At 59.3% G+C, this 25,662-nt stretch carries 25 protein-coding genes and 1 pseudogene; 10 read left to right on the forward strand and 16 right to left on the reverse strand.

Going from position 1 to position 25,662, the window contains the following annotated elements; all coding sequences use genetic code 11:
- Nucleotides 1-19 precede the first annotated feature (19 nt).
- Nucleotides 20-298, reverse strand: coding sequence for a YfcL family protein (locus AB5Y83_RS03485; protein ID WP_368174717.1), 279 nt, complete (start codon nt 296-298; stop codon nt 20-22).
- A gap of 99 nt (nt 299-397) precedes the next feature.
- Nucleotides 398-1,513 carry an ATP-NAD kinase family protein gene (locus tag AB5Y83_RS03490; protein WP_181223970.1) on the reverse strand — a complete coding sequence of 372 codons (1,116 nt, stop codon included), beginning with the start codon at nt 1,511-1,513 and terminating at the stop codon, nt 398-400.
- Nucleotides 1,514-1,633: 120 nt separating this feature from the next.
- Here AB5Y83_RS03490 and AB5Y83_RS03495 point away from each other — a divergent pair, with 120 nt between their 5' ends.
- Nucleotides 1,634-2,371, forward strand: coding sequence for a TerC family protein (locus AB5Y83_RS03495; RefSeq protein WP_005333641.1), 738 nt, complete (start codon nt 1,634-1,636; stop codon nt 2,369-2,371).
- Between the two features lie 94 nt (nt 2,372-2,465).
- Here the strand turns inward: AB5Y83_RS03495 and AB5Y83_RS03500 are convergent, their stop codons facing one another.
- The 12 genes and pseudogenes from AB5Y83_RS03500 to pspA all read right to left on the reverse strand — a co-directional run bounded on the left by AB5Y83_RS03500 (nt 2,466) and on the right by pspA (nt 12,064).
- Nucleotides 2,466-2,954, reverse strand: coding sequence for an OmpA family protein (locus tag AB5Y83_RS03500; RefSeq protein WP_005333642.1), 489 nt, complete (start codon nt 2,952-2,954; stop codon nt 2,466-2,468).
- Between the two features lie 35 nt (nt 2,955-2,989).
- Nucleotides 2,990-4,219 (reverse strand): diguanylate cyclase, encoded by a 1,230-nt coding sequence (locus AB5Y83_RS03505; protein WP_368174718.1) that lies wholly within the window; start codon nt 4,217-4,219, stop codon nt 2,990-2,992.
- Complete coding sequence (locus tag AB5Y83_RS03510) at nt 4,216-4,773, reverse strand: YfiR family protein (RefSeq protein WP_005333646.1); 558 nt, start codon at nt 4,771-4,773, stop codon at nt 4,216-4,218. The genes AB5Y83_RS03505 and AB5Y83_RS03510 overlap by 4 nt, the downstream gene beginning before the upstream one ends.
- A gap of 189 nt (nt 4,774-4,962) precedes the next feature.
- Nucleotides 4,963-6,510, reverse strand: a complete 1,548-nt coding sequence (gene tyrR, locus AB5Y83_RS03515) for a transcriptional regulator TyrR (protein WP_005333656.1) — start codon at nt 6,508-6,510, stop codon at nt 4,963-4,965.
- 148 nt (nt 6,511-6,658) lie between these two features.
- Nucleotides 6,659-6,751 (reverse strand): annotated as a pseudogene (locus AB5Y83_RS03520) (4a-hydroxytetrahydrobiopterin dehydratase); the annotation flags it as partial.
- Nucleotides 6,752-6,777: 26 nt separating this feature from the next.
- Entirely contained in the window at nt 6,778-7,116 is a 339-nt protein-coding gene (locus AB5Y83_RS03525; RefSeq protein WP_019444917.1) for a 4a-hydroxytetrahydrobiopterin dehydratase, read from the reverse strand.
- A 63-nt stretch (nt 7,117-7,179) separates the two neighbouring features.
- Complete coding sequence (phhA, locus tag AB5Y83_RS03530) at nt 7,180-7,974, reverse strand: phenylalanine 4-monooxygenase (RefSeq protein WP_115521826.1); 795 nt, start codon at nt 7,972-7,974, stop codon at nt 7,180-7,182.
- A 157-nt stretch (nt 7,975-8,131) separates the two neighbouring features.
- Nucleotides 8,132-9,163, reverse strand: coding sequence for a YcjF family protein (locus AB5Y83_RS03535; RefSeq protein WP_368174719.1), 1,032 nt, complete (start codon nt 9,161-9,163; stop codon nt 8,132-8,134).
- A 65-nt stretch (nt 9,164-9,228) separates the two neighbouring features.
- Nucleotides 9,229-10,635 (reverse strand): YcjX family protein, encoded by a 1,407-nt coding sequence (locus AB5Y83_RS03540; protein WP_368174720.1) that lies wholly within the window; start codon nt 10,633-10,635, stop codon nt 9,229-9,231.
- 101 nt (nt 10,636-10,736) lie between these two features.
- Entirely contained in the window at nt 10,737-11,141 is a 405-nt protein-coding gene (gene pspC / locus AB5Y83_RS03545) for an envelope stress response membrane protein PspC (protein WP_005333670.1), read from the reverse strand.
- Complete coding sequence (gene pspB, locus AB5Y83_RS03550; protein WP_005333672.1) at nt 11,138-11,374, reverse strand: envelope stress response membrane protein PspB; 237 nt, start codon at nt 11,372-11,374, stop codon at nt 11,138-11,140. The genes pspC and pspB overlap by 4 nt, the downstream gene beginning before the upstream one ends.
- A 3-nt stretch (nt 11,375-11,377) precedes the next feature.
- Entirely contained in the window at nt 11,378-12,064 is a 687-nt protein-coding gene (gene pspA / locus AB5Y83_RS03555) for a phage shock protein PspA (protein WP_368174721.1), read from the reverse strand.
- Between the two features lie 196 nt (nt 12,065-12,260).
- Between pspA and pspF the strand changes: the two genes are divergently transcribed.
- From pspF to AB5Y83_RS03585, 6 genes are all read left to right on the forward strand, one after another.
- Complete coding sequence (gene pspF, locus AB5Y83_RS03560; RefSeq protein WP_005346257.1) at nt 12,261-13,289, forward strand: phage shock protein operon transcriptional activator; 1,029 nt, start codon at nt 12,261-12,263, stop codon at nt 13,287-13,289.
- A gap of 108 nt (nt 13,290-13,397) precedes the next feature.
- Entirely contained in the window at nt 13,398-14,993 is a 1,596-nt protein-coding gene (sapA, locus tag AB5Y83_RS03565; protein WP_368174723.1) for an ABC transporter substrate-binding protein SapA, read from the forward strand.
- A 2-nt stretch (nt 14,994-14,995) separates the two neighbouring features.
- Entirely contained in the window at nt 14,996-15,955 is a 960-nt protein-coding gene (locus AB5Y83_RS03570; RefSeq protein WP_128835530.1) for an ABC transporter permease subunit, read from the forward strand.
- Nucleotides 15,956-15,990: 35 nt separating this feature from the next.
- Nucleotides 15,991-16,884, forward strand: coding sequence for an ABC transporter permease subunit (locus AB5Y83_RS03575; RefSeq protein WP_005333677.1), 894 nt, complete (start codon nt 15,991-15,993; stop codon nt 16,882-16,884).
- Nucleotides 16,884-17,882, forward strand: a complete 999-nt coding sequence (locus tag AB5Y83_RS03580) for an oligopeptide/dipeptide ABC transporter ATP-binding protein (protein ID WP_005333679.1) — start codon at nt 16,884-16,886, stop codon at nt 17,880-17,882. The genes AB5Y83_RS03575 and AB5Y83_RS03580 overlap by 1 nt, the downstream gene beginning before the upstream one ends.
- Before the next feature lie 34 nt (nt 17,883-17,916).
- Nucleotides 17,917-18,702, forward strand: a complete 786-nt coding sequence (locus AB5Y83_RS03585) for an ABC transporter ATP-binding protein (RefSeq protein WP_005333681.1) — start codon at nt 17,917-17,919, stop codon at nt 18,700-18,702.
- A 105-nt stretch (nt 18,703-18,807) separates the two neighbouring features.
- On the opposite strand, the gene htpG is transcribed toward AB5Y83_RS03585, so the two are convergent.
- The gene (htpG, locus tag AB5Y83_RS03590; protein WP_075115122.1) at nt 18,808-20,721 is read right to left on the reverse strand and encodes a molecular chaperone HtpG; all 1,914 of its coding nucleotides are present in this window, start codon (nt 20,719-20,721) and stop codon (nt 18,808-18,810) included.
- 168 nt (nt 20,722-20,889) lie between these two features.
- Complete coding sequence (gene recR, locus AB5Y83_RS03595) at nt 20,890-21,492, reverse strand: recombination mediator RecR (protein WP_005346280.1); 603 nt, start codon at nt 21,490-21,492, stop codon at nt 20,890-20,892.
- Between the two features lie 373 nt (nt 21,493-21,865).
- Between recR and AB5Y83_RS03600 the strand changes: the two genes are divergently transcribed.
- The 3 genes from AB5Y83_RS03600 (at nt 21,866) to AB5Y83_RS03610 (ending at nt 25,653) form a co-directional block, all read left to right on the forward strand.
- Nucleotides 21,866-23,065, forward strand: coding sequence for a tyrosine-type recombinase/integrase (locus AB5Y83_RS03600; RefSeq protein WP_181270085.1), 1,200 nt, complete (start codon nt 21,866-21,868; stop codon nt 23,063-23,065).
- A gap of 196 nt (nt 23,066-23,261) precedes the next feature.
- Nucleotides 23,262-23,744: a molybdopterin-binding oxidoreductase gene (locus AB5Y83_RS03605; protein ID WP_160882447.1), complete on the forward strand. Its 483-nt coding sequence runs from the start codon at nt 23,262-23,264 to the stop codon at nt 23,742-23,744.
- 1 nt (nt 23,745) lies between these two features.
- The gene (locus AB5Y83_RS03610; RefSeq protein ID WP_181270086.1) at nt 23,746-25,653 is read left to right on the forward strand and encodes a bifunctional diguanylate cyclase/phosphodiesterase; all 1,908 of its coding nucleotides are present in this window, start codon (nt 23,746-23,748) and stop codon (nt 25,651-25,653) included.
- The last annotated feature ends 9 nt before the right edge of the window (nt 25,654-25,662 follow it).

Consider the following 25,662-nt stretch of genomic DNA (forward strand, 5'->3'; position numbering starts at 1 on the left):
GTTTGAATTGTGTATCCGATCAAGCTTCTGCGTCTTGTTGCAAACGACTCCACATCGCCTGCACCAGTTTTTCATCCTCTTCAGATAGCTCACCTTGCAAGATCGCCTCGTTGAGGCTGCGCAGCACATAGCTCTTGACGTCCCGCACCAGGGTCTTGCCTTCCAGCTCGGCCTGGGCAACCGCCAATGAGATATGACCTCGCAGGTAACCCCCCGCAAACAGCTCATCGTCGGTCGCGGTGGCAACCATGCTGTCGATCAGTCCCAACAACTTGTGCTCAAAATCGTGAATCGTCATGTAACGCAGCCTCATTTGCGGCAAAAAATTCGGGGGTATGGAACCGCAATCCGGTTGATTGCAGCTCTCTGGCGCCAGGCCAGCAGCGTCCTTGGCGTCCTATTCCGGGTTGGCCACCGGGTAGATGACCTGATCCTTGTATCCCGTGGTTATTCGCAGATAACCACGCAACGCCCGGTTTAACTGCGGATCATCGGTGTCCACCAGCAGCGGCCTGCCCGCAAGGGCGGCAAGCTTGGCTTTGGTTGCCAGCACCTGGATATTGTCCAGCCCGACACACCGAATCACCTCAGGACTCAATTGCTGATTTCCGCGCCCGAACAGATGTCCCTGTCCGCCTATCAGGGTAATGATCAGTCGGCAGCGACGGCCGCGGATCCGGGTCAGGATCTCGGCGGCGCTGAGATCCTGCCCGATAAGTCGGCCATTTTCCACCAGATCCACACCGAGCAAAGTATTTTCCAGACCGAGCTCTGCCATACAGGCTGCCACCGTGCTGCCGGAGCCCATCAGATAGAGGGTATCGGGCTCCATCTGCTCCACCACACCGGCGGCGAGATCCGCCAACACCAGCTCTTCGGACTCCTTGCCCCCCTGTTTTACCGCCTGTACGTAACGCAGATCGCCGGGCACCTTCAGCTGGCCGTAGTGGCGGGCCCGCACCTTGCCCGCGCGAAACGCCTCCTCGTCGATGTCGCGCACCTCGGCATCGATCAGGCTGAGCAGTTCCCCTGCGATCATCCGCGCCACCACCCGCCCGCTGGCGGCAGGCGTCACCCCGTAGACGCCGGAGTGGATCTTGCACCCCGCGGGAATGCCGAGCACATGGCAAGACTCCCCCACCGCGGCGCAGATATCCCGCGCCGTGCCATCGCCACCGGCAAACAGCAGCAGATCGACCCCGGCTTCGCGCATCAGCCCGGCGGCGTGGCGGGTATCATCGGCCGAGGTGCTCTCCCCGACCGGTTGATAGATGACCCGACAGGGCAACCCCAGCTCGCGGGCCACCGCCTCCCCCATCTCTCCCGCCACCGTCAGCAGTTCGAACGGGACGCTCAGCTCGCACAGTGGCAACAAGGCTTGCCGCGCCCGCTCCTGCGCTTTGGGCACGGCACCACGAGCAAGCGCCTCATCCACCACGCCGTCACTGCCCTTGAGCCCCACTGCACCGCCAATCCCGGCGACCGGATTAATAATGAACCCTAATCGAAACATGCCTGCCTCCCTTGCGATGGCCACCATTTTTATCTTTTCCCCCCTCTGGGACAAGCAGTGGCGCCCCTGCTAGAATGCGCTGCTTCAATTTTCCAACCAATTTTCAACCAAGGTTCAATCATGCTGGAATGGGTTCTTGATCCCTCTGCCTGGGTCGCACTCGCCACCCTTACCCTGCTCGAAATCGTGCTGGGCATCGACAACATCATCTTTATCTCCATCCTGGTGGGTCGCCTGCCGGAGGCGCAGCGTCAAAAAGCGCGCATTCTGGGTCTGGGGCTCGCCATGGGTACCCGGATCCTGCTGCTGCTATCGCTGGCCTGGGTGATGCGCCTCACCGATCCGCTCTTCACCGTGCTGGGTGAAGCCATCTCCGGCCGCGACCTGATCCTGCTGCTGGGGGGCCTGTTCCTCATCGGCAAGAGTGCCCACGAGATCCACGTCACCCTGGAAGGGGCGGCTGAGCCGGAGAGCGTCAGCAAAGCGGCCTCGGGCTTTATCAGCACCCTGATCCAGATCGCCATCCTCGATATCGTGTTCAGCCTCGACTCGGTGATCACCGCGGTCGGCATGGCCGATCACGTGCCGGTGATGGTGCTGGCCATCATGATCGCCGTCTTCATCATGATGTTTGCCGCCAAATCCATCGGTGATTTCGTCGACAGCCACCCCACCATCAAGATGCTGGCCCTCTCCTTCCTCACCCTGGTGGGCTTCGCCCTGATGGCCGAGGGGATGGACCTGCATATTCCGAAGGGCTACATCTACTTCGCCATGGCCTTCTCGCTGGTGGTAGAGATGATCAACATCCGCCTGCGCAGCCATCACGACAATAACGGGCAAAATAGCGCGCAGTAACCCTGCCCCAGATGCCCTCGCGACCCCAGCTGTCGCGATCAAAAAGAGCGCCGGTCGGGCGCTCTTTTTTATGGGTAACGAAACGATGAAAGGGTTATTGATCGCTGATGACGATGGCAACCCGGCGGTTGGCGGCCCGGCCCTCTCTGGTCTTGTTATCCGCCAGCGGCATGGTCTCGCCACGGCCATGGATCTCCAGATTGGCTGGCTTCATGCCGACCGAGACCAGCACATCGGCCACCGACTGGGCCCGCTTCAGGGAGAGCTGCTGGTTGTAGCTGCTCTCGCCGGTATTGTCGGTGTGGCCATCCACCCGCGCCTTGTCCAACCCTACGCCAAGCAGTGTTTTACCCAGTTTTTCAACGGATTGGCGAGTCTGGGGATTGAGCGCCCCCACGTTGTTGGCAAACAGCACCCGGTTGGCCAGATCCAGCGTCCACCCCTCATCGGTCAGATAAAAGCCCTGCTCCTTGAGCACGGCGATTTGCTCCGGGGTCAACCCCTTGGGGGCACTCTGGCAACCGGCCAGCAGTGACAACATCAACCCCAGCAGGGTCACTTTCAACAGGTGGGTGATCTTCATGGTTTGCTCCTTGTTTATGTTGTTATTCTTGCCAGTCAGGCGATGGTTTGCTGTTCGCTGCGGCGCGCCCGTTTCGCCAGATACATGGCTGCATCGGCCTGATCACACAGCACGCTGGCACTCATGCCCGCCTGATAGACGGCGAAGCCGACACTCACCTCTGCCACCAGCTGACGACCGTCACGCAGCGCCACCGGTTCGCTCATCGCCTGCTGGATGCGGCCAATCACCTCTTCCACCTCATGCTGTCGCTGGAGTGGGCCAACCAGCACCGCAAACTCGTCACCACCGAGGCGAAAAACCAGATCATCCGGACGCAGCTGATGTTGTACCCGTCTTGAGAGCGCGATCAGCACATCGTCACCGGCGTTATGCCCCAGCGTGTCATTAATTTGCTTGAAGCGATCGCAGTCGAGATAGAGCAGCGCAAACCCCTCTTGCTCGCCGAGGGAGATGGCCTGCGCGAGCCGCGCTTCAAACAGGGCGCGATTGGGCAGTCCGGTGAGGGCATCGTGAGTCGCCTGATGGAGCAGGCTGGCATTTTCGCGGGCCTGCTGGGCCTGCCAGGCTTGCAGCTCGTCCAGCAGGGAGTTGAAGTCATCCCCCAGCTCGTTAATCTCGACGATATCGGCCGGTGGCGCCCGCATCCCCAGGGTGCGCTGTCGGCGTACCGAGTGGGCGACAAGTGCCAGTTTGCGCAGCGGTGCGGTGATGGAGACCTGCATCCGGTCGGCCACATAGAGTGCCACCATGGCGCTCAGCATCAGGCAAACTACCATCACCAGCAGCGCCGAGAGCAAAAACAGCAACAGGTATTCACCGTGGCCGCGCAGCTCGATGGTGGCGATCTGCTCACCACCCCGCAGCATGGGGAGTTTGACAGGCCCCGGCATCAGCAGTTGGGCCAGATAGTCTTCGAGCGTCACCAGCGGGTTGCTTCTGGGGCGCTCCCAACTGGCGAGCAGCTGGCCATTAGTCAGCACGATAGTGGCTTCGGCCACCTCTTCCTTGGCAACGATGCCGCTAAGTGCCTCGCTCGCCGCCTCCTCATCATGGAACACCACCGCCGCCTCGGCGCTGTAGCTGATGGCGCGGGCGACCAGCTCCAGATTGTGGTCGGCGTAAAAACGCACTACCAGCAGGGCCACCAGTGTAAAAAAGAGTCCCGCCACGCTGACGGCTGTGATGGCGGCCACCAGATGGGTTCGCCCCAGGCTCTGACGCAGAGTCAGACGGCAGGGAGCCGCGCTCACCTGTCGTCTCATGGGACCCCCTTGTCGGCATGGGCCAGCTTGAGCACGGCGGGATGCACCCGCACTCCGCTCAGGGCCAGGGCATCGAGGTTCACTTTAAACCGCACTCGCACGCTGTCCGGCGAGGTCTGCAGGCAGAACACCGAGCTGGTGGAGCAGTCGTGGTTGTATTCGCTGATGCTAAGCACTGGGTGTCCCTGAAGGCGGGCAAACAGCGCAATCCGGGTCGGCTCGTCGAGCACTCCCAGATAGAGCACATCGCAGTGATCGCTGATGGCCGGATCGCTCGCCTCGTAACGATGGACCTGCACGGTACGGCCATTGGCCTGACGATCGATGGTAAAGAGGGCGCCGGCATATTCGGTCGGTGCCGCCACGCACATGCGCAGCACCGCAGGCTCGGTGGGCCAGCGGGTATAACTCATGATATCGAGCACCAGCTCCCTGACCGCCGTCGCCCGGCTCTCCGCGGCCGTTTCCGCCAGCGCGCGGGGCAACAGCAGGCCAAACGCAACCAACAGGAGCGCCAGACGGGCAGTTAAACGGGGGGAAAAGAGTAACAGCATGATCGGGAGGTGGTCGCCTTGACAATACCGCTGCTATGGCATTGCGGTTCGGGTAGATGAACCCAGATAGTAAGTTGGCTGACACTGGCCTGACAAGTCTCACCCCGCCATCAACTACAGAGTTCGTGTAAAGAAAACGGAGAGCCCGTCTGGTAACGGGCTCTCTGGTGGCAGGCAGCAAGGTGGAAATCACTTCTTGCTGATGCCGTATTCCCGCAGCTTGTTGGCGATGGCGGTATGCGACACGCCCAGGCGTTTGGCCAGCTGGCGCGTCGACGGGAAGGCGGGATAGAGCCGGGCCAGCAGCTGGCTCTCGAAGCGCTTCACCGCATCGTCGAGATTCCCCTCAAACCACTCGTCGATCAGCGGCATGGTATCGGCCGCCACCGGCAGGTCGATCTGCTCGGGCCCCAGTTCATCCCCTTCCAGCAGGGTCATGGCACGGTAGAGACAGTTGCGCAGCTGACGCACGTTGCCGGGCCAGCGGTAGGCGGTCAGGTAGTCAGCCATGTTGCGGGTAAAGCGCGGACGGGGTCGCTGCAACTCGCTGGCAAAGCGGGAGACAAACTGCTGGGCCAGCACCATGATGTCCGCCTTGCGCTCGCGCAGGGGGGGCAGCGCCAGACTGAGCACGTTGAGACGGTAGTAGAGATCCTCGCGGAAGGTTCCTTCGTGCACCAGATCCAGCAACTGCTTCTGGGTGGTGCAGATGAAACGCACGTTGACCTTCACCTCCTGCTCGTCACCGACCCGGCGGAATACCCCATCCTGCAACACCCGCAAAAACTTGGTCTGCAGATGGGGAGACATGTCGCCGATCTCGTCCAGCATCAGGGTGCCGCCGCTCGCCAGCTCCAGCACGCCGCGCTTGCCCTCGGTGTTGTTGCCAAAGGCGCCGGGGGCATAACCAAACAGCTCGCTCTCGGCCACGTTATCGGGCATGGCGGCGCAGTTGAGGGCCATAAATGGGTGGCTGGAGCGCAGGCTGGCCCCGTGACAGGCACGGGCCAGCAGCTCTTTACCGGTACCGGTCTCACCGACAATCAGCAGCGGCGCGTCCTGCATCGCCAGTTTACGCGCTTGCGACAGCACCTCTTTCATCTTGGGACTCTCGGCCTGCAGATGCTCGAAGCCCCCCACTTCCACCGCATGGAGCGCACTGAAGTGCAGGCCGACCCGCCGGGCAGATTTGAGCACCACCACGGCCCCAGCCAGCGCCTGCTTGCCGCGGGCTTCTGCCACGAACAGCGGCATCAGATCTGCCAGATACTCTTCGCCATTGAAACTGAGCTTGCAGGTCTGCGGCTTGATCTCGCTCGCCTCCAGCCAGCGGGTGAAGGAGAAGCCCTTGACCAGCGAACCGAGCGCCACCCCGCGCACCTCCTCCACAGGCAAGCCGAGGGTGGTGAGGGCAGACTGGTTGGCCTGGGTCACCTTGCCCTTGCTGTCGAGGGAGAAGACCAGATCCGGCAGCGCCTTGAGCAGCGCCTCGATCTCGTGATGCTCTCGCTCGGAAGGCATGTAGGGGATGGTCTTGACGTCGTAGACGCCGGGAATACGGCGGATCTCCGGCATCAGGTGCTGAAAATCACTGAACTCCAGCTCGGGAAAGTTGAGATAGATGATGCCTGAGGTATCGATTTCGATGCCGCGCAGATCGATATTGTGCTCCACCAGGCGGTCGAGCAGTTCCCGGGTCAGGCCCAGGCGGTCTTCACAGCTGACTTCAAGACGCATTCGGGACACACTTCCTAGCTAACTCTATGAATGAGCGGATAATACAGTCTCGATCCCCCCAGTGCGAGCGCCAGCCCATAAAAATGCGGGCCTGCCCCGCTTTCGCAGGCAGGCCCGGATCAACCGATGACGCTGGTGTGGGGCGCGATTACCGGAGCAACTGATCGGTGCGCGCCGCCATGATGAAGCCGTTGCGATGCAAACCGCCGATCTTATGCATCCACCAGCTGACGATCACCTTATCGCTCACTGGATGAGTGGTGGCGTTCACTTCAGCAGCTCATCCGTGCGTGCAGCCATGATGAAGTCGTTGCGGTGCAAGCCGCCGATCTTGTGGGTCCACCAGCTGACGGTCACCTTGCCCCACTCGGTCAGGATGGCCGGATGATGGAACTCCGCTTCCGCCAGCTCCCCCAGGCGGTTGGTAAACGCCAACGCCTCCTTGAAGTTGCGAAACGTAAATTCCCGCCGCAGTTGCAGCGCCCCCTCCTCCACCAGCGGCTGCCAGTCGGGAATAAGCTGCATCAGCTCGCGCAGCTCCTCATCGCTCACCTTGGGGGCATCGGCGCGACACGCTTCACACTGCTGGCTGGCCAGTTCGGACATGGGTTACTCCTGCTTGAATTAATGAAAAATTAATGAAAATGAAATAGGGTTGTTTGCTTTTGGTCAGCTCGCCTGTTTGCCAGCGGGAACCTCAAAGCGCGGCGGATAGAGGCCAAGCCGACTGGCCTCGGCCAGAGCAGCCATGATCTCCTCCCCGGTCAGCTGGTAGAGATGATCGAGACTCGGCAGCACAAAATAGGTGGGCTGCATGATGTCGATGCGATACGGGGTGCGCAGCACAGTCAGTAGATCGAAGGGTTGCAGCAGCGGCTTGCCAGAAAGGGCATAAGCTGTCTCGCCGATGGAGGAGAGAATGCCGCCACCGTAGATACGCAGCCCGTCAGGCGTCGCCAAGAGGCCAAACTCCACGGTGAACCAGTAGAGCCGCGCCAGAAAGACCCGCTGCTCCTTGCTCGCCTGCTGGCCAAGCTGGCCATAGAGGTGGGTAAAGTGGGCAAAGGCCGGATTGGTCAGCATGGCGCAGTGGCCGAAGATCTCGTGAAAGATATCGGGCTCTTGCAGGTAGTCGAGCTCGTCCCGGCGCCGGATAAAGGTGGCCACCGGAAACTGGCGATTGGCCAGCAGGGCGAAGAAGCGATCGAACGAGATAAGTGCAGGTACTGCCGCCACCGACCAGCCGGTCGCAGGCTGCAAGACGGCGTTGATCTCGGCCAGCTGGGGGATGCGATCACGGGGCAGCCCCAGTCTGTCGAGACCGGCCAGATACTCGTCACACCCCTTGCCATCGAGAGCGGCGAACTGACGTTCGATCAGGATCTGCCAGGTGCCGTGCTCTTCGTTGCTGTAGTGGATCACCCCGTCAGCATCCGGCTGGTGGGCGGTGTAGAAGGTTGCCATAGCGGTTCCATCCTCTGGCGCCACATCAGGCGCCTTGCCGTTTTATCACGGCTTCACTGTAACGAAATGGCAACAAAAAAAGCAGCCGACCCATGAGTCGGCTGCCTGAAACAGTTGTAAATAAATTGTGACAACCGCTATTAATCTCCAGCAGCCATCAAGGCTGATTGAGATACCCCGCCAGCTGGCCGATCAGCCGCTTGCGCAGCTCGCCGAGTTTCGGTTTTTCGTCCGCACACCAGGGCAGCGGGCGGCACGCCTCTATAGTACGCAGGCCAAGGCGAGCGGTGAGAAGCCCGGCCCCCACCCCTTGCGCCGCGCGGGCAGAGAGCTTGGCGGCAAACTCGGCGCCCAGCAAGTCCATCCCCACCTCGGTCACCAGCTCGGTGGCACCGGCGTAGAGCATGTTGCGAAACACCTGACGGATGAGGCGTATGCGGCTCCAGTAGCCGAGCTCGATGGCATAGACATCGGCGATATCCTCGATCATCCGCAGGTTGCGCCACAGCATCAGCATCATGTCGACAGTGGCGAGCGGGCTTAGCGCCACCAGCACCGCAGCCTCCCCCGACCATTTAGCCACCCGCGCCTGTGCCAGCTTGTCGCGCTCGCTCAGTACCAGCTGGCTGTAGAGGGTCAACACCTCCCGATCGCTGTGGCTCTTATCGAGCTGGGCCAGCCAGGTTTGATACCCCTCGCGCCCCTTGTCGCCACTTTTGACCGCCAACCCTTCGCAAAAGGCCTGCCCCTGCCCGACTCCCTGATGAGCAAGCAGATCTTCTGCTCGCGAGCGCACATCCTGACGCCGCTTGAGGGTGCGCAGCCGCAGCCACTCGCGCCCCACCACGCTGGCGGTCCCCGCAGCGACCAGCGCCGAGGCCGCCAGCCAGGCGCTGCCCCAGAGCGGGGTGGTGAGGAATTGATCGTAAAGAAAGGCGCCATACTGGCCCAACGAGAGCAGACCGACCGCCCCCAGCCCCCACGCCAGCAGCCGATGGCGGCGGCGCGGTTTGCTGACCAGGGCGCTCTCCACCTCGGTGAACTCGTCCAGCTCATCGAGACGCTCGAAGCTCGCCTCCTCCAGCCGCTGGGCCGGTGCGGGCGGTCGCTCGTCACCGGCCACCGTCAAGGCAGGCTCAAGAATCACCTTGCCCTGCAACGGTGGCCGCTCTTTTATCTGATCGTTCATCGCCTTATTCTCCTGAAAACAGTCTCCTGCGGGCGGCGCAGGAAACAAACCCGAGCCGCACACCGTTATTCGAGGTGATCCCCGAGCAGAAACTCCAGCGCCGCATCGAGCCGGATATGGGGCAGCGCCTGATGGGCGCTCATGGGCATGGGGCGAAACGCCTGAAAATCAAAACCCTGACTGTTCCACCACTGCGCTGGCGGAATATGGGGCGGCACCTCCCCGGGGAAGAGCAGCAGCGGCTCACCGCTCAGGCTGGTACCGCGGATGGCGGGGAACTCGCGGCCATTGGCCACCCCCTTGCCAACTTCCGTCGCCTTGATGGCGGCGAGCGCCAAGCACTCAGTGGTGATCCCCTCAAAACGAGCCTGACCGCGACCGCTGCGTACCAGATGCTGGAGCAGGGAGACCATGGGCGCATGTTGTTCGGGGGTGACGTGATCGGCCTTGCTCGCCACAAAGAGCAGCTTGTCGATACGGGGCGAAAAGAGTCGCCGCCACCAGTTGCTCTTGCCGTAGGCAAAGCTCTCCATGATGCGGGCGATGGCCTGCTGCATGTCGCCAAAGCTGGCCGCCCCGGCGTTGAGAGGCTGCAGGCAATCCACCAGCACGATCTGGCGATCAAAGCCGGCAAAGTGCTGCTCATAAAAACCCTGCACCAGATGCTGTTTGTACTGCTCGAAGCGCTGCTTGAGGGTGGCGTAGAGGGTGCCATCAGCAGGCTCGCTGGCGGGCATCTCCCACACCCAGGGGACAAACTGCAGCATGGGGGCACCGGCATACTCCCCCGGCAACACGAAACGGCCGGGCTGGATCAGGTGCAGCCCCAGCTCCTGTTTGCAAGCATGCAAGTAGGCAGTGTAGCGCTCGGCCAGCTCAGCTACGGGCCGCTCTTCGAAGCGCTGATCGGCCTGCCACCCGGGGGTCAGCCAGCTGGCGGCGAGCGCTTGCAGCTCGGGGCGACGCAACTGCTCGCGCACCTGTTCGCTCCACTGCTCGTAGCTCATCTCAAGGAGCGGCAAGTCGAGCAGCCACTCCCCGGGGTAGTCCACCAGATCCACGTAGAGGGTGGAGATCTCCCCCAGATGCTTGCGCAGAGGGTGACGGGTGCGATAGCGGATTTCGAGACGCACTTCGGCCACGCCGCGGGTGGGCTCGGGCCAGGCAGGTGGATCGCCAAACAGGGAGTCGAGGCCACGCTCGTAGGCAAAGGTGGGGATGTGGGCATTGAGCTGCGGCACCCGGCGGGCGCCGAGGATGCGCCCTTGACGCAGGGCATCCCACAACGGCAAACGGCCATCGATGGCCGCGTGTTCCAGCTGGTTGACCAGCGCCGTGATAAAGGCGGTTTTGCCGCTGCGAGAGAGGCCGGTCACCGCCAGCCGAATATGGCGATCCCGCACCCGGTTCACCACGTCGTTCGCCTTGTGTTGCAGGCGAGTCAACTTCTGTTCCAGTTTATTGAGTATCAAGGCTTGACCCGTTCTCCCTTGGTGGTTGCATCTGGATAGCTGGTGTCGATGGTGGCGCATCACGGGAGGCGCCGCCATCGACATGGGGGCTTCAGCAAGCACTACAGCTTGCGAAATTCCCGCTGCAGGGTGAACTCCCTTGAGGTCACCAGCTTCTCGATCCGCTGAACTCTGGGCTCCAGCGCGTCAAGTTCCTGCGCGATGCGGCCCAGCGCCTGATGAGGGGTGATCCCCGCCTGCCAGCTGCGCGCTTTCATCCGCACCTCGGCAAAGTCGGCATCCTCTTGCGAATAGAGGGTGACCGGCTTTTTGTCGAGCAGGAACCAGGCGGCGATATAGGCGGTGAAGGTAATGAAACCGGCGAAGATAAGGCCACTGATGGCGAGCAGCCGCACGATCCAGGTCTCCACCCCGAAATACTCAGCCAAACCGGCACAGATCCCGGCTATCTTGCCACGCTGGGGATCACGATAGAGGTTACGCCCTTCACGACTGACACTGCTCATACCTTGTTCCTCCAACCGGGTACTTCCGCATCCAGAATTGATTCCAGCGCGCCCACTCGCTCCTGCATCTTCTCGGTGCGAGCCAACAGCCCTTGCAGCTGTTCCCGCTCGCTATCAGCAAGACCGGCGCCAATGCGCCCCTTGGCACGATAGTGCAGCACCAGCCAGATGGGGGCTACCACCACCATGAAGACCACCATGGGAACCATCAATACGCCCAGCAGATCTTCCATCTGTTACTCCCCCTGTTTGCCTTCGCTTTTGCTGTCGCCCTGGCCCAGCTTCTGGCGCATCGCTTCCAGCTCGCGGCTTATCTGATCGTCAACTTCCAGCTCGGCAAACTGCTGCGCCAGCGCCTTGTCGGACTGTCCCAGATCGGCGCGCGCTTCCATTTCGTCGATGCGACGCTCCATCCGCTCAAACTTGCTCACCACCGCCTGGCTCTCGCCACGGGCTACCTGGCTCTGCACATTGAGACGGCTGCTGGCCGCTTCAGTGCGAATGGCCATCGCCTTTTGACGGGCGCGGGCATCTTCCAGCTTGGCTTCGAGCTGACGGATCTCTTCACCCAGCTTCTCGATGCCGCTATCGACCGCCTGCTGCTCGCGGCAGAGGGTCTCTGACAACTCGGTCTGTTTCTTCTTTTCGATAAGGGCCGCGCGGGCCAGATCTTCACGCCCTTTGGTCAGGGCCAGCTCGGCCTTGGCTTGCCACTCGTCGACCCGCTCCTGATGACGGGCGACCTGACGACCAATCTCTTTCTGGCTGGCGAGGAAGCGGGCCAGATTGGAACGCTCCTTGACCAGCTCGTCCTCCATCTCCTGGATGATCAGGCGCACCATCTTCTGGGGATCTTCTGCCTTGTCGAGCAGGGCCGTCAGGTTGGAATTGATGATGTCGGCCAGACGGGAAAAAATACTCATGATTGCACTCCTGTTATTGGCATGGCGTTGTTTCTCCATTGACAATGGCAACTTGTGTGCCAATCTGGAACAAAATTTAACTTGTTGATTTATATGGGGCAGAATAGCCGGATTGCAAGATGCCTCGCGCAAGTGATGATTAAAATCACCAACTTTTGGTAAGATTGACCAGCTTTTACAACTGACAGGGATCACTATGACCACGGCCACGGAAAGCCTGCTGGGGGAATCCAACGCATTTCTCGAGATCATTGAGCAGGCCTCACGGCTCGCCCCGCTGCGCAAACCCGTGCTGATCATCGGTGAGCGGGGGACGGGCAAGGAGCTGATCGCCCACCGCCTACATTATCTCTCGGCGCGCTGGGATCAAAGCTTTGTCACCATCAACTGCGCCACCCTGAGCGAGAGCCTGCTGGAAACCGAGCTGTTCGGTCACGAAGCGGGGTCGTTTACCGGTGCAGCCAAGCGCCATCAGGGCCGCTTCGAGCGGGCCGATGGCGGCACCCTCTTCCTCGACGAGCTGGCCACCACCAGCGCCCGGGTGCAGGAGAAGTTGCTGCGAGTCATCGAGTATGGCGAGTTCGAGCGGGTGGGTGGGGCCAAGCCCCTCAAGGTGGATGTGCGGCTGGTCTGCGCCACCAACGAGGATCTCCCTGCGCTGGCCGACAAGGGGCAGTTTCGCCACGATCTGCTCGACCGGCTCGCGTTTGATGTGATCACCCTCCCCCCCTTGCGGGAGCGGCGGGAAGATATCCTGATGCTGGCGGAGCACTTCGCCCACAGCATGACCCGGGAGCTGGGTTATCCGCTGTTTGCCGGTTTCTCGCGCAAGGCGACCCAGCTGCTGCTGGATTACCACTGGCCGGGCAACGTGCGGGAGCTGAAGAACGTGGTGGAGCGCAGTATCTATCGTCAGGGCAATCCCCAGTTGCCGCTCTCGACCCTGGTGCTCAACCCGTTTGATTCCCCCTGGCGACCACAGGTCACGCAACCTGCGCAAGAGGACCGAAGCGAGGTACAATCTGCATCCCCCCTCGCCCTGCCACTCGATCTCAAGCAGGCGGTGGCGGAGTACGAGATTAATTTACTCAAGCAAGCGATGCAGCAATCCCAGTATAATCAGCGCAAAGCCGCTCAACTGCTGGCCTTAAGCTATCACCAGTTCCGTGGCATGCTACGCAAATATCAGCTGCTGGATGGCGATAACGATGCAGAACAAGAGTGAAGGAGCGCGGTTGATGCCGACTCCAGCAACACGCCAGCCTTCGCGCTGGCACATTTGTATCAAAACGTGCGTACAAAACCCCTATAAGAACATGGTTCAACAATGAGAATGCTCACACCCTTGCTGCTGGGTATGCTGGTGCTGGTCACCGGCTGCCAGAAGCAACCCGAGGCCTCCAAAACCGGACTCATCTATTGTGCTGAGGGATCCCCCCTCTCCTTCAATCCCCATGTTTCCAACTCCGGGGTGACACTGGATGCCAGTGCCCGTCCGCTCTACGACCGCCTGCTGGAGGTGAACCCCAACACCCTGGCGCTGGAGCCGGCGCTCGCCACCAACTGGCATGTCAGCGAGGATGGCCTCACCTATACCCTGACCCTGCGCAAGGGGGTGACGTTTCACCATACTCCCTGGTTCAAGCCCACCCGCACCTTCAATGCCGATGACGTGGTCTTTACCTATGCCCGCCAGCTGGACGAGCAGCACCCCTATCACAATGTGTCCGGCGGCGATTACCCCTACTTCTACAGCCTGGGGCAAGATCTGCTGATCAAGCGGGTGAGCAAGAAGGGGCCGCAGACGGTGGTATTCGAGCTGAACCAGCCGAACGCCTCCTTCCTCGCCACTCTGGCCAGCGACTATGCGGTGATCCTCTCCGCCGAATACGCCGAGCAGATGTTGCAGGCGGGCACGCCAGCCCTGCTGGATAGCCGCCCCATCGGCACCGGGCCGTTCAGCTTCAAGGAGTATCGCCACAACGAGTTCATTCGCTATCTGCGCCATCCCGGCTACTGGGGCGGCGATGCCAAGATTGAACAGCTGGTCTACGACATCACCCCCAAATCCGCCAAACGGCTGGCCAAGCTGCTGACCGGCGAGTGCGACGTAATGAGCACTCCTTCCGCCAGCCAGCTCTCGGTGATCAAGCAAAATCCGGCGCTGAGCCTCTCGGTCCAGTCGGGGATGAACGTCGCCTTTTTGGCCCTCAATACCCGCAAGCCGCCATTCAATAACGTCAAGGTGCGGCAGGCCATTGCCAGCGCCATCAACATCGACAACCTGTTGCAGGCGGTCTATTTCGATACCGGCCTGCCCGCCAACAGCCTGCTGCCCACCCTCTCATGGGGGTACAACCCCAGCCTGCCCGAGCGCAAACCCGACCTGAAACGGGCGCGCCAGCTGCTCAAGGAGGCTGAACTGGAGAAAGGGTTCGAGATGCAGGTGCTGGTACAGCCAGACGCCCGCCCCTACAACCCGGATGCGGTCAAGACCGCCCAGCTGATCCGCAGCGATCTGGCCAAGGTCGGGATCAAGCTCAAGATCGTGCAACGGGAGTGGCCGGTGATCGAAGGCCGTCTCACCAAGGGGCAGTACGACAGCCTGCTCTCCGGCTGGATTGCCGACAACGCCGACCCGGACAACTTCTTCCGCCAGCTGCTGAGCTGCTCGGCCGTGGAGCGCGGCAACAACTACAGCCGCTGGTGTAGCCCGGCCTTCGATCAGTTGCTGGATGATGCGGTCACCACGCCCCAGCTCTCGTTCCGGCTGCGCAACTACTACTATGCCCAGACCCTGCTCAACGAACAGTTGCCGCTGATCCCGCTGGCACACGCCTTGCGTACCCAGGTCAGCCGCAGCGACATCGAGGGGCTGACGCTGATGCCCTTTGGCGGCACCTCCTTCAACCAGGCTCACAGGGAGTAAGCATGCTTCTATACACCTTGCGCCGCATCAACCTGCTGCTTATCACTCTGCTGGCCCTGACCTTTGTCGCCTATCTGCTGGACTATCGGCTGATCGGCAATCAACTCAGCTTCTGGAGCGGCTATCCCGATTTCCTGCGCCGCATTTTTGCAGGCGACCTGGGGCTCTCCAGCGTCTCCGGGCTGCCGGTGCTGGACGAGATCCGTCACTACTTCCCGGCGACCCTGATCCTCTGTCTGGCCGCTTTCACCGTCTCGCTGCTGGTGGGGATTCCTCTCGGCACCCTGGCGGCCCTGTCACAGGGCAAGACGCTGGATCTCTCCATCATGACTGCCGGTCTTATCGGCTATGCGGTGCCGGTATTCTGGCTGGCGCTGCTGGTGGTGATGCTCTTTTCGCTGGATCTCGGCTGGTTGCCAGCGTCGGGCCAGATCAGCCTGCTCTACGACGTGCCCCCCATCACCGGCATCGCGGTGATCGATGTGCTGCTCAGCAACGAGCCCTGGCGGCAAGCGGCGCTGCACGATGCCCTGCGCCACCTCATTCTCCCGTCACTGGTGCTGGCGGTGGTGCCCACCACCGAGGTGATCCGCCATGTGCGCAGCTCCCTCATCGACGTGATGAAGCAGAACTACATCAAGGCGGCGGCGAGCAGGGGACTCTCCAAGGCGCAGATCGTCTGGCGCCATGGTCTGAAGAACGCCTTGCCGCCTGTACTGCCGCTGCTGGGTCTGCAACTGGGTAGCGTGCTCACCTCCGCCATGATCACCGAGGTGGTGTTCGAGTGGCACGGGATCGGCCGCTGGCTCATCAGCAGCATCGCCCTGCAGGATTACGCCGCCATTCGCGGCGCGACCCTGGTGGTGGCCAGTTTCGTGATCCTGACCAGCGTCAGCACCGAGTTGCTGACCACCCTTATCTATCCGGCACGGCGCAAAGAGTTGTATGCCAAACAAGATTGAACGCGCTCATGGCGTGACCAGGAGCCAGGTATCCTATGCAAGATAAATCGAACATCTATCCCGAGCTCAAGATCCTCTCGCCCCTTGAGCAGACGTGGGCCTCCTACAGCCGAAATCCGCTGGCGATGGCAGGGCTCTGGTGCTTTTTGCTGTTGCTGCTCATCACGCTGGTGGGGCCGCTGGTCGTCCCCTACGGCATCGATGAACAGCACACCGACAAGCTGCTGCTGGCCCCCTCCTGGGCGGCGACCGGCAACATCGACTACTTCCTCGGCACCGACGATCTGGGGCGCGACATGCTCTCCCGGCTGGTGGTGGGGGCGCGCCTCACTTTCGGTTATGCGCTGGTCGTGGTGGTGATCGCCATGGTGGTGGGCTCCGCCATCGGTATCCTCGGCGGCATGAGCAAGGGACTTAAATCGAGCGTGCTGCACCACCTGCTCGATACCCTGCTCTCCATCCCCTCCCTGCTGATGGCCATCATCATGGTCGCCATCATGGGGCCGGGTTTTGGCAATACCCTGATAGCCATTACCCTGGCGTTGATCCCGCCCTTTATCCGGGCCACCTACAACGCAGTACATGCCGAGATGCAGAAGGAGTACATCACCGCCAGCCGCCTCGATGGCTCGCCCCCCTTCCGGATCATGCGGCTGGCTATTTTGCCCAACATTGTCGAAACCCTGGTGGCCCAGACCACCCGCACCTTGTCGGCGGCCATTCTCGATATCTCGGCGGTCGGTTTTCTTGGCCTCGGCGCCCAATCTCCCCAACCGGAGTGGGGCACCATGCTGGCCGATTCGAGCGACCTTATCTATCTCGCCCCCTGGACCGTCACCCTGCCCGGCATCGCCATCCTGTTCAGCGTGCTGGTGACCAATTTAGTTGGTGAAGGTATTCGCGAAGCACTCAAAGAGGGGAATGACTGATGCCGCTGCTCGACATTCGCAATCTCACCATCGAGATCGACACACCGCAGGGCAAGGTCAAGGCGGTGGACAAGGTGAGCCTGACCCTGACCGAGGGGGAGATCCGCGGTCTGGTGGGTGAATCCGGCTCAGGTAAAAGTCTGATCGCCAAAGTGATCGTCGGCATCGAGAAAGACAACTGGACGGTACGTGCCGACCGGATGCGCTTCAACGACATGGATCTGCTGACCATGGCCCCCAAGGAGCGCCGGCGCATCATGGGCCGCGAGATCGCCATGATCTTCCAGGACCCCATCAGCTGTCTCGACCCCTCCGAGGAGATCGGCACCCAGCTGGAAGAGGCGATCCCGACCGATTCGTTCGAGGGACAATTCTGGCAGCGCTTCCAGTGGCGCAAGAAGAAGGCCATCGCCCTGCTGCACCGGGTAGGCGTCAAGGATCACCGCAAGGTGATGCGCGCCTATCCCCACGAGCTGTCGGATGGCATGTGCCAGAAGGTGATGATCGCCATGGCCATTGCCAACCAGCCGCGTCTGCTGGTAGCCGACGAGCCCACCAGCGCCATGGAGTCCACCACCCACTCCCAGATCCTGCGACTGCTGGACAAGATGAACAAGCTGGGTAATACCACCATCCTGATCATCAGCAACGACATCGCCGCCATAGCCAACCTGACCGACACCATCAACGTGATGTACTGCGGCCAGATGGTGGAAGTGGGCACCCGGGAGCAGATCCTCGAGACCCCGCACCACCCCTATACCGATGCACTGCTCAAATCGATCCCCGACTTTGACAAGCTGGTGCGCCACAAGTCGCGCCTCGAGACCCTGCCCGGCGTCATCCCGCCGCTGCAACACCTGCCCATCGGTTGCCGTCTGGGGCCGCGCTGCCCCTACGCCCAGAAGCAGTGCGTGCAGACTCCGTTGATGAACAAGATCAAGGGCCATCAGTTCAGCTGCCACTTCCCGCTGAACATGGAGGAGCCAAAAAAATGATGACCGTTAATGCCCCCATGAAGGAGCCCCGCTTGTGATCGAGCCGTCCCTGTTGCAGGTCAGAGGCCTTAGCAAAACCTACCAGAACCGCACCGGTCTATTCCGTCGTCAGGCGGTGGAGGCGATCAAGCCCCTCTCGTTCGATCTCGAAGTGGGTCAGACCCTCGCCATCGTCGGCGAAGCTGGCTCCGGCAAGAGTACCCTCGCCCGCATTCTGGCCGGGATGATCGAACCCACCAGCGGCGACATCGCCATCGACGGCCAGCTGATGGTGCATGGCGATTACCAGACTCGCTGCAAACTGCTGCGGATGATTTTTCAAGATCCCAACACCTCGCTGAACCGCAAGATCCGGGTCGGCCAGATCCTGGAAACCCCGCTGCGCCTCAATACCGAGATGACCGAGGAGGAGCGCCGCGAGAAGGTGGTGCAGACCCTGCGTATGGTGGGGATGCTGCCGGACCACGCCCTGTTCTATCCGCAGATGCTCTCCTCCGGTCAGCAGCAGCGGGTGGCGCTGGCGCGGGCACTGATCCTCAACCCCAAGATCGTGGTGGCCGATGAGGCGCTCTCCACCCTGGATATCTCGGTACGCTCCCAGATCATCAACCTGCTGCTGGAGATGCAGGAGACCATGGGACTGAGTTATGTGCTGGTAGCCAACGACCTGGGTATCGTCAGCCATATCAGCGACGAGGTGCTGGTAATGCACGAAGGTCGGGTGGTGGAGCGCGGCAAGACTCTCAAGGTGTTTGCCGATCCCCAGCATGAGGTGACTCGCCGTCTCATCCAGAACTACAACAACGAATACCGCAAATAGAGAGGCGCTGGCCACCTCCCTCACCGCTGTGTTTCGCCGAGCTCACACGGCGGGATCAAAAAAGCCCACTGCATGCAGTGGGCTTTCTGTTACCGGCGTTGCTGCTTAGGCTTGCAGCAGCAGACGGTTGATGCGGGAGACGAAGCTCGCCGGATCATTCAGCCCGCCCTGCTCGGCCAGCTGGGCCTGTTCGTGCAGCAGGGTGACCCACTCGCCAAACAGCGCCTCGTCTTCGATGGTGTCGAGTTTCTTCACCAGCGCATGGTCAGGGTTGAGCTCCAGAATGTACTTCTGCTCCGGTACCGGCTGGCCGGCCGCACGCATCAGCTTGATCATCTGGGTGCTCATACCGTAAGCGTCGGTGACGATACAGGAGGGGGAGTCGGTCAGACGGTGAGTGACACGCACCTCTTTCACTGCATCGCCCAGGCTCTTCTTGACCCGCTCAACCAGACCAGCGTTGGCCTTTTCGGCCTCTTCCTGGGCCTGCTTGGAGGCTTCATCTTCCAGATCGCCGAGATCCAGTTCGCCACGGGTGACGGAGATAAGCTGCTTGCCGTCGAACTCGGTCAGGTGGCTCATCAGCCACTCGTCCACGCGCTCCCACATCAGCAGCACTTCGACACCCTTCTTGCGGAAGATCTCGAGGTGCGGGCTGTTCTTGGCAGCGGCATAGGAGTCAGCAGTGATGTAGTAGATCTTCTGCTGGCCTTCCTTCATGCGACCAACGTAATCCTCGAGAGAGACGGTCTGGGCTTCGCCCTCGCCAGCGGTGCTGGCAAAACGCAGGAGCTTGGCGATCTCTTCGCGGTTGGCGTAATCCTCGGCCGGGCCCTCTTTGAGCACGTTACCGAACTCTTTCCAGAACTTGGCGTACTTCTCGGCATCGTCTTTTGCCAGCTTGGAGAGCATGGTCAGCACGCGCTTTGAGCAAGCCTTGCGCAGAGAGGCAGTCACCTTGTTGTCCTGCAGGATCTCGCGGCTGACGTTGAGCGGCAGATCGTTGGAGTCCAGCACCCCTTTGACGAAGCGCAGGTAGGTCGGCATAAACTGCTCGGCGTCATCCATGATGAAGACGCGCTGTACGTAGAGCTTCAGACCGTGCTTCTGCTCGCGGTTGTAGAGGTCGAACGGTGCGCGGGCCGGTACGTAGAGCAGGCTGGTGTACTCCTGCGCCCCTTCCACCCGGTTGTGACCCCACAGCAGCGGATCTTCAAAGTCGTGGGCGACGTGCTTGTAGAACTCCTGATACTCCTCGTCCTTGATATCTTTCGGGTTGCGGGTCCACAGTGCCGTGGCGCGGTTGACCTGCTCCCACTCGCCCGGGGTGCCGACGATGGTCTCACCATCCTCTTCGCGATCCGGGGTGCCCTCTTTGAACATCTCCACCGGCACGCTGATGTGATCGGAATACTTGCCCACCACGGAGCGCAGGCGCCAGTCGTCGAGGAACTCGTCCTCTTCGGCACGCAGGTGCAGGATGACGTCGGTACCGCGACCCTCTTTGGTTACGTCAGCGACGGTGAAGGAGCCTTCCCCTTCAGATTCCCACTGTACGCCCTGCTCCGGAGCAGTACCGGCGGCGCGGGAGACCACGGTCACCTTGTCGGCCACGATAAAGGCGGAGTAGAAGCCGACCCCGAACTGACCGATCAGCTGGGAGTCACGTCCCTGATCGCCGGAGAGGTTTTTGAAGAATTCTGCGGTGCCGGACTTGGCGATGGTACCCAGGTGCTCAATCACCTGATCGCGGGTCATACCGATCCCGTTATCGGAGATGGTCAGGGTACGCTTCTCTTTGTCCACCACCAGACGCACACGCAACTGGCCGTCGTTTTCGAACAAAGAGGCATCGGAAAGCGCCTTGAAGCGCAGCTTGTCCGCCGCATCGGAGGCGTTGGAGATCAGCTCGCGCAGGAATACTTCTTTGTTGGAGTAGAGGCTGTGAGCCATCAGGCTCAGCAGTTGTTTGACTTCAGTCTGAAAGCCGTGGGTTTCGGCATGAACACTTTGGGTCATGGACCAATCCTCAGAAACATCGGGTTGAACATATGCCCAACCTAGATGGGGACAGGGATCCAAATATCAAGGGGGCGAATGTGCAATCCTGCTCATTCGCCCCCTGTTGGCGTGTGACCGCCGATTTTATGTTCAGTTTTTCGCGACTTGCCTGCCGCCACCCTCCCCTTACTTGAGGCGCTGGCGCCCCATCAGGGAGTGGGAGAGCGTGGTGCCATCCACCAGCTCCAGCTCGCCGCCCACCGGCACCCCGTGGGCGATGCGGCTCACCTCTACCCCGGCAGCACGGGCCATATCAGCGATATACCAGGCGGTGGCATCCCCCTCGATGGTAGGATTGGTGGCGAGGATCAGTTCGCTGATCGCCTCATCTTTCAAGCGGCGCTCCAGAATATCGAGCCCCAGCTCCTCCGGGCCGATACCATCGAGTGGCGACAGATGGCCCATCAGCACGAAGTAACGACCGGAAAACTGGCCTGTCTGCTCGATGGCGGCCACGTCCGCCGGGCTCTCCACCACGCAGAGCAGGCCATTCTCTTCCCGCTTGGGATTGGCGCAGATATCGCAGCGATCGTTCTCAGTAAAGGTGCGGCAGTGGCTGCAGTGACCGATCTCGGTCAGGGCGCGGGAGAGCAACTGGGCCAGACGCAAACCGCCGCTGCGCTCACGCTCGAGCAGGGTAAAGGCCATCCGCTGGGCAGACTTGGGCCCCACCCCAGGCAATACCTGCAGGGCTTTCATCATCTCATCGAGCAGGGGACTGAACTTCATAACACTCCTTACACAGGCCTGCCCCTCGCCACCACCAGGGCCACGACGGGTCAGCAAAACAGGATAACGCCATTGGCGCAGGACTATACCCGAGCCCGCCGCCCATCGCCATCGGCTTGCCCACAGCGCTCGCAAAAACACGGATAGCAAAAAGCCCTGATGTTTCCATCAGGGCTTTGCAATGTGGCGGTGAGGGAGACCGCCTGAATCAAATCCAAACAAAGCCAACCAACTCCACAATCTCCATTTTAAATCATGGTGTTATATTAATGGTCGTCCAACAATGTCCAATTTGAAGTGACCCAATACCGCACTAAATGGCACAATAGATGGCATAGTCCGTGGCATGCCACAGTCTCAAGGAACTTTCCCTATGGCGCTTCTTACCGATACCAAAGCACGTAACCTCAAGCCGGGTGACAAAGCAATTGCACATGGTGGCGTAACAGGCCTTGCACTTCATCCGTCAACGGCTAAAGGCCGTGGCAACTGGGTGCTTCGTTATGTAAGCCCAGTGACCGGAAAACGCAGAAATGCGGGGCTTGGCTCTTACCCCGAGATATCCATAGCCGATGCCACCAAGCAAGGACAGAAGATGCGAGAGCAACTCGCCAATGGTCTTGATCCACTCGAACTCAAACGTGCTGAAGAGAGCAAACCCTCTATCCCGACTTTCGAGGCTGCTGCTCGGGAAGTTCATTCCAAACTGCTACCTGGATGGAAAAACCCCAAACACGGCAAACAGTGGATCTCGACGCTCGAGCAGTATGCATTCCCCATGATTGGCCAGTACTCAATCTCTGCCATCACTCCTGCACAGATAGCCGAAGTCTTAATGCCGATCTGGTTGGAGATCCCTGAAACTGCCAGCCGTGTGAGACAACGGCTGCATGCAGTCATGGCTTGGGCCTGGGCGCATGGTCACTGCCAAGCAAACCCGGTCGATGTGGTAAATCACTTACTCCCACTACAACCCAGTAAAGCCGTTCGTACCGAACATCAACCTGCCATGCCCTGGCGTGACATTCCAACCTTTGTTCAGCAGCATCTGAGGACAACACAACGTTACGATGTAACTCGCTTAATGCTGGAGTTCTTGATCCTGACGGCTTGCCGCTCAGGTGAAGTTCGAGCAATGAAATGGTCAGAGGTAGATCTGGAAGCAAAGATCTGGACCTTGCCAGCGGAACGAATGAAGGCCAAACAAATGCATCGCGTCCCGTTATCTCTTCGAGCCGTCGAGATCTTGATGGGGTTGCAGGGGTTGCATGATGAATTGGTCTTCCCTTCTCCACGCGATCAAGTCCCCCTATCAGATATGGTACTAACGACATTTTTGCGACGGGTAAAAGCGTCAAGCTCGACTCCTGGCCGTCTGGCAACGGCACATGGTTTTCGTTCCAGCTTTCGCGACTGGTGCAGTGAGCAGGGCTATGCGCGGGATCTCGCTGAACGAGCGTTAGCCCATACAGTGCAGAACAAGGTCGAAGCTGCGTACCACCGTACTGACTTGCTGGATCAGCGACGTCCGATGATGGATGCTTGGGCAGGGTTTGTATCCGGATTTAGTTGACTACTACAAACAACTCAGTATCAAAGCAAAAAAGCGACGAATGCATTTGCGGCATCTGTAGTATCACTGCCATGCTTCTGATGTTGACTAGTTCGGTCCCACTGATTGCTACTTGAGTCGAAGTAGATGCGGTAAGTTTTAGTCACATTTACAAAATTCAATTATTAGGAATGTCAATATGTTGTGAGGGTTTATTATGGATGGATGGTTTGGCAGGATGCTGCTCTTATCTAGTTGTCTCGTTTCAGGGATGGCGTGGGCAGATGATGCTTTCCTCAAGATTAAGGGGGATGGCTGTTGCAATGGTAAAGGGGAGGTTGTGCTATCCCGTGCCGATTTTGAGGCTTTGCCTCAGACAAAAGTCACGACCCGCACCCCTTGGACCAAGGGTGAACACACCTATAGTGGGGTGTTGCTGCGAGATCTGATCAAGATCTACGACCTTAAGAATACAGAGGTCAAGGCTGTAGCTGTCAATGACTATTGGGCTGCGGTACCGCTGGAGGATGGGAGTAAATACTCAGTCCTGTTGGCTGATAAGCAGGATAGCAAGGAGCTGACCCTGCGTAACAAGGGCCCGCTATGGATCATCTACCCCCTAACTGAGCACCCTGAGCTAGACAAAGAACTCTATCACAGTCGAATGGTGTGGCAGTTGACTGCGATCGAGAGCAAATAAGATGCTGCGCGGCAAGTTTCTGATCATGATCCTGATGGTGATGACCTTTTTGGGGGTCGCCATCTGGTCGGTCTGGAACTATGACCGCGCTTTTAATGCAGTTACACGCTATACACAGCTCTCAGCTTGGGCGCTGGCTCAGTTGGAGCTTGAGATCCATGGGTTTAAAGAGGCTCTTGCTTTATATCGTACAGGTTCGGTTAGCCAGGCAGAGTTGAACAAGCGTTTTGATATTGCATGGAATAGACTCGATGTATTCCTGAACGGTGAGGAGGCAAAGTCTGTAAGAACCCGTTTTGGTGCTGAACAGGCGGCAAGAAAGATCATGCACCACTTCGTGAAGTATGAAGGAGATGTAGTCAATGGAGACAGATATTCAGAAAATTTGGCCAATTTCTCTCAGGACCTGAACCGTGATTTAGCGGCTATTCGAGATGTCATGGTGAAGAATTTCACTGGTCCTTCTGCCATTGCCCAGCGTGATCTGCTTAATTCTTCACGCACCCAGAACTTCTTCATTCTGGGTTTCTTGACGTTAGCGACCGTGCTTATGCTGATTATGTTGTTTCGTGAGGTGCGCCAACAACAATTTTTGGCTTGGAATGATATCCTGACAGGATTACCAAACCGGGCTGCTCTTATAAAACACCTCAAGATGCTGACAGTACATCGGCTGCGAAGCAGAAGTATTACAGTCTGTCTGGTAGATCTAGGCCATTTCAGGGAGGTTAACGACAGTCTGGGGTACGAGGTTGGTGATGCATTACTAATGCAGCTTGCTGAGCGGATCCGCGCTGTGTCCGCTGACGGTATCTTTGCCGCCCGAACAGGTAGCGACGAGTTTGCGATCATTATTTCAGGCGTTATGCCTACCTATATGCGCTTTCCATTTCTGGAACAACTTCGTCATGAATTGTCTGGTCGAGCTATGAACGCAGATCCGGCCCATCGGGTTCGTGTATTTATGGGGATAAGTCAGTACGTGCAGCCTGTTCACACGCCGGAGGAGATGTTGTTGTTTGCTGATATCGCCCTCGATAGCGCCAAGCGTCAGAGACTAAATCGCTATGTAATATTCTCCAGCAGTATGCATCATCACTACATACGTAACCGCCGCTTATCAGCCGAGCTGAGCGAACTGATCCGGCACACCGATAATTTGCAGTTAAGTCTCTACTATCAACCTATTGTCCGTGGTCAAAGTTCTGTGAGACTGGGAGCTGAGGTGCTGATCCGCTGGAATCACCCTGAGTACGGCTTTATTCCACCTCTTGATATCATCTCGTTGGCAGAAGATAACGGTCTGGGGGAAACTCTCGGATTATGGATTATACGGCGCTTAACACATGATCTCGCCTCTTTTCCTAGCGATTTGATTGAGCCACTTGAGATCTCCGTTAACCTTTCCAGCTCCATGTTTCATATGGGGTTGTCAGCAAACTTGGAAGAGCTCCTGAGAGGAGCTCCGCTGACCCTAGAACAATTAATTGTCGAGCTGACCGAAACTATTGCTCTGGATGATCTCGATATGAGTAAACAGATCATCAACTCCCTGCATCAGCTCGGTGTGAGGGTCGCACTCGATGATTTTGGGACTGGTTGGTCATCGTTTGCATACTTGCGGGAACTCCATTTCGACAAGCTAAAAATCGATCGCTCATTTATCACCGCGATTGACAGCGATACTCGCCAAGCCTTGTTCGTCGAGGCAATCACCAACTTATCTCATCAGCTCAGCGTGCGTGTGGTTGCTGAAGGAGTAGAGGACAGCGATGAGCTCAAAGCTGTGCTGAGCATCGGGGTGGACGAAATTCAGGGTTATTTCTATTCGAAACCCTTGCCATTACAGGACTTTTTACTGTTCTGTCATCGCTACTTTATTAACCGTACAGTTATGGAGGTTGTTTAATTGCGCTAC

The sequence above is a fragment of the Aeromonas sp. R5-4 genome (genome assembly GCF_040908215.1).
GTDB lineage: Bacteria > Pseudomonadota > Gammaproteobacteria > Enterobacterales > Aeromonadaceae > Aeromonas > Aeromonas veronii.

Excerpts from the sequence above, each read along its gene's own strand:
- AB5Y83_RS03610 (WP_181270086.1), top strand. The coding sequence starts at position 23,746 with ATGCTGCGCGGCAAGTTTCTGATCATGATCCTGATGGTGATGACCTTT.
- pspA (WP_368174721.1), bottom strand. The coding sequence starts at position 12,064 with ATGAGTATTTTTTCCCGTCTGGCCGACATCATCAATTCCAACCTGACG.
- sapA (WP_368174723.1), top strand. The coding sequence starts at position 13,398 with ATGCTCACACCCTTGCTGCTGGGTATGCTGGTGCTGGTCACCGGCTGC.
- AB5Y83_RS03600 (WP_181270085.1), top strand. The coding sequence starts at position 21,866 with ATGGCGCTTCTTACCGATACCAAAGCACGTAACCTCAAGCCGGGTGAC.
- AB5Y83_RS03505 (WP_368174718.1), bottom strand. The coding sequence starts at position 4,219 with ATGAGACGACAGGTGAGCGCGGCTCCCTGCCGTCTGACTCTGCGTCAG.
- phhA (WP_115521826.1), bottom strand. The coding sequence starts at position 7,974 with ATGGCAACCTTCTACACCGCCCACCAGCCGGATGCTGACGGGGTGATC.
- AB5Y83_RS03605 (WP_160882447.1), top strand. The coding sequence starts at position 23,262 with ATGGATGGATGGTTTGGCAGGATGCTGCTCTTATCTAGTTGTCTCGTT.
- AB5Y83_RS03570 (WP_128835530.1), top strand. The coding sequence starts at position 14,996 with ATGCTTCTATACACCTTGCGCCGCATCAACCTGCTGCTTATCACTCTG.
- AB5Y83_RS03510 (WP_005333646.1), bottom strand. The coding sequence starts at position 4,773 with ATGCTGTTACTCTTTTCCCCCCGTTTAACTGCCCGTCTGGCGCTCCTG.
- htpG (WP_075115122.1), bottom strand. The coding sequence starts at position 20,721 with ATGACCCAAAGTGTTCATGCCGAAACCCACGGCTTTCAGACTGAAGTC.
- AB5Y83_RS03490 (WP_181223970.1), bottom strand. The coding sequence starts at position 1,513 with ATGTTTCGATTAGGGTTCATTATTAATCCGGTCGCCGGGATTGGCGGT.
- AB5Y83_RS03500 (WP_005333642.1), bottom strand. The coding sequence starts at position 2,954 with ATGAAGATCACCCACCTGTTGAAAGTGACCCTGCTGGGGTTGATGTTG.
- pspF (WP_005346257.1), top strand. The coding sequence starts at position 12,261 with ATGACCACGGCCACGGAAAGCCTGCTGGGGGAATCCAACGCATTTCTC.
- AB5Y83_RS03580 (WP_005333679.1), top strand. The coding sequence starts at position 16,884 with ATGCCGCTGCTCGACATTCGCAATCTCACCATCGAGATCGACACACCG.
- AB5Y83_RS03535 (WP_368174719.1), bottom strand. The coding sequence starts at position 9,163 with ATGAACGATCAGATAAAAGAGCGGCCACCGTTGCAGGGCAAGGTGATT.
- AB5Y83_RS03525 (WP_019444917.1), bottom strand. The coding sequence starts at position 7,116 with ATGTCCGAACTGGCCAGCCAGCAGTGTGAAGCGTGTCGCGCCGATGCC.
- recR (WP_005346280.1), bottom strand. The coding sequence starts at position 21,492 with ATGAAGTTCAGTCCCCTGCTCGATGAGATGATGAAAGCCCTGCAGGTA.
- AB5Y83_RS03485 (WP_368174717.1), bottom strand. The coding sequence starts at position 298 with ATGACGATTCACGATTTTGAGCACAAGTTGTTGGGACTGATCGACAGC.
- tyrR (WP_005333656.1), bottom strand. The coding sequence starts at position 6,510 with ATGCGTCTTGAAGTCAGCTGTGAAGACCGCCTGGGCCTGACCCGGGAA.
- pspB (WP_005333672.1), bottom strand. The coding sequence starts at position 11,374 with ATGGAAGATCTGCTGGGCGTATTGATGGTTCCCATGGTGGTCTTCATG.
- AB5Y83_RS03495 (WP_005333641.1), top strand. The coding sequence starts at position 1,634 with ATGCTGGAATGGGTTCTTGATCCCTCTGCCTGGGTCGCACTCGCCACC.
- pspC (WP_005333670.1), bottom strand. The coding sequence starts at position 11,141 with ATGAGCAGTGTCAGTCGTGAAGGGCGTAACCTCTATCGTGATCCCCAG.
- AB5Y83_RS03575 (WP_005333677.1), top strand. The coding sequence starts at position 15,991 with ATGCAAGATAAATCGAACATCTATCCCGAGCTCAAGATCCTCTCGCCC.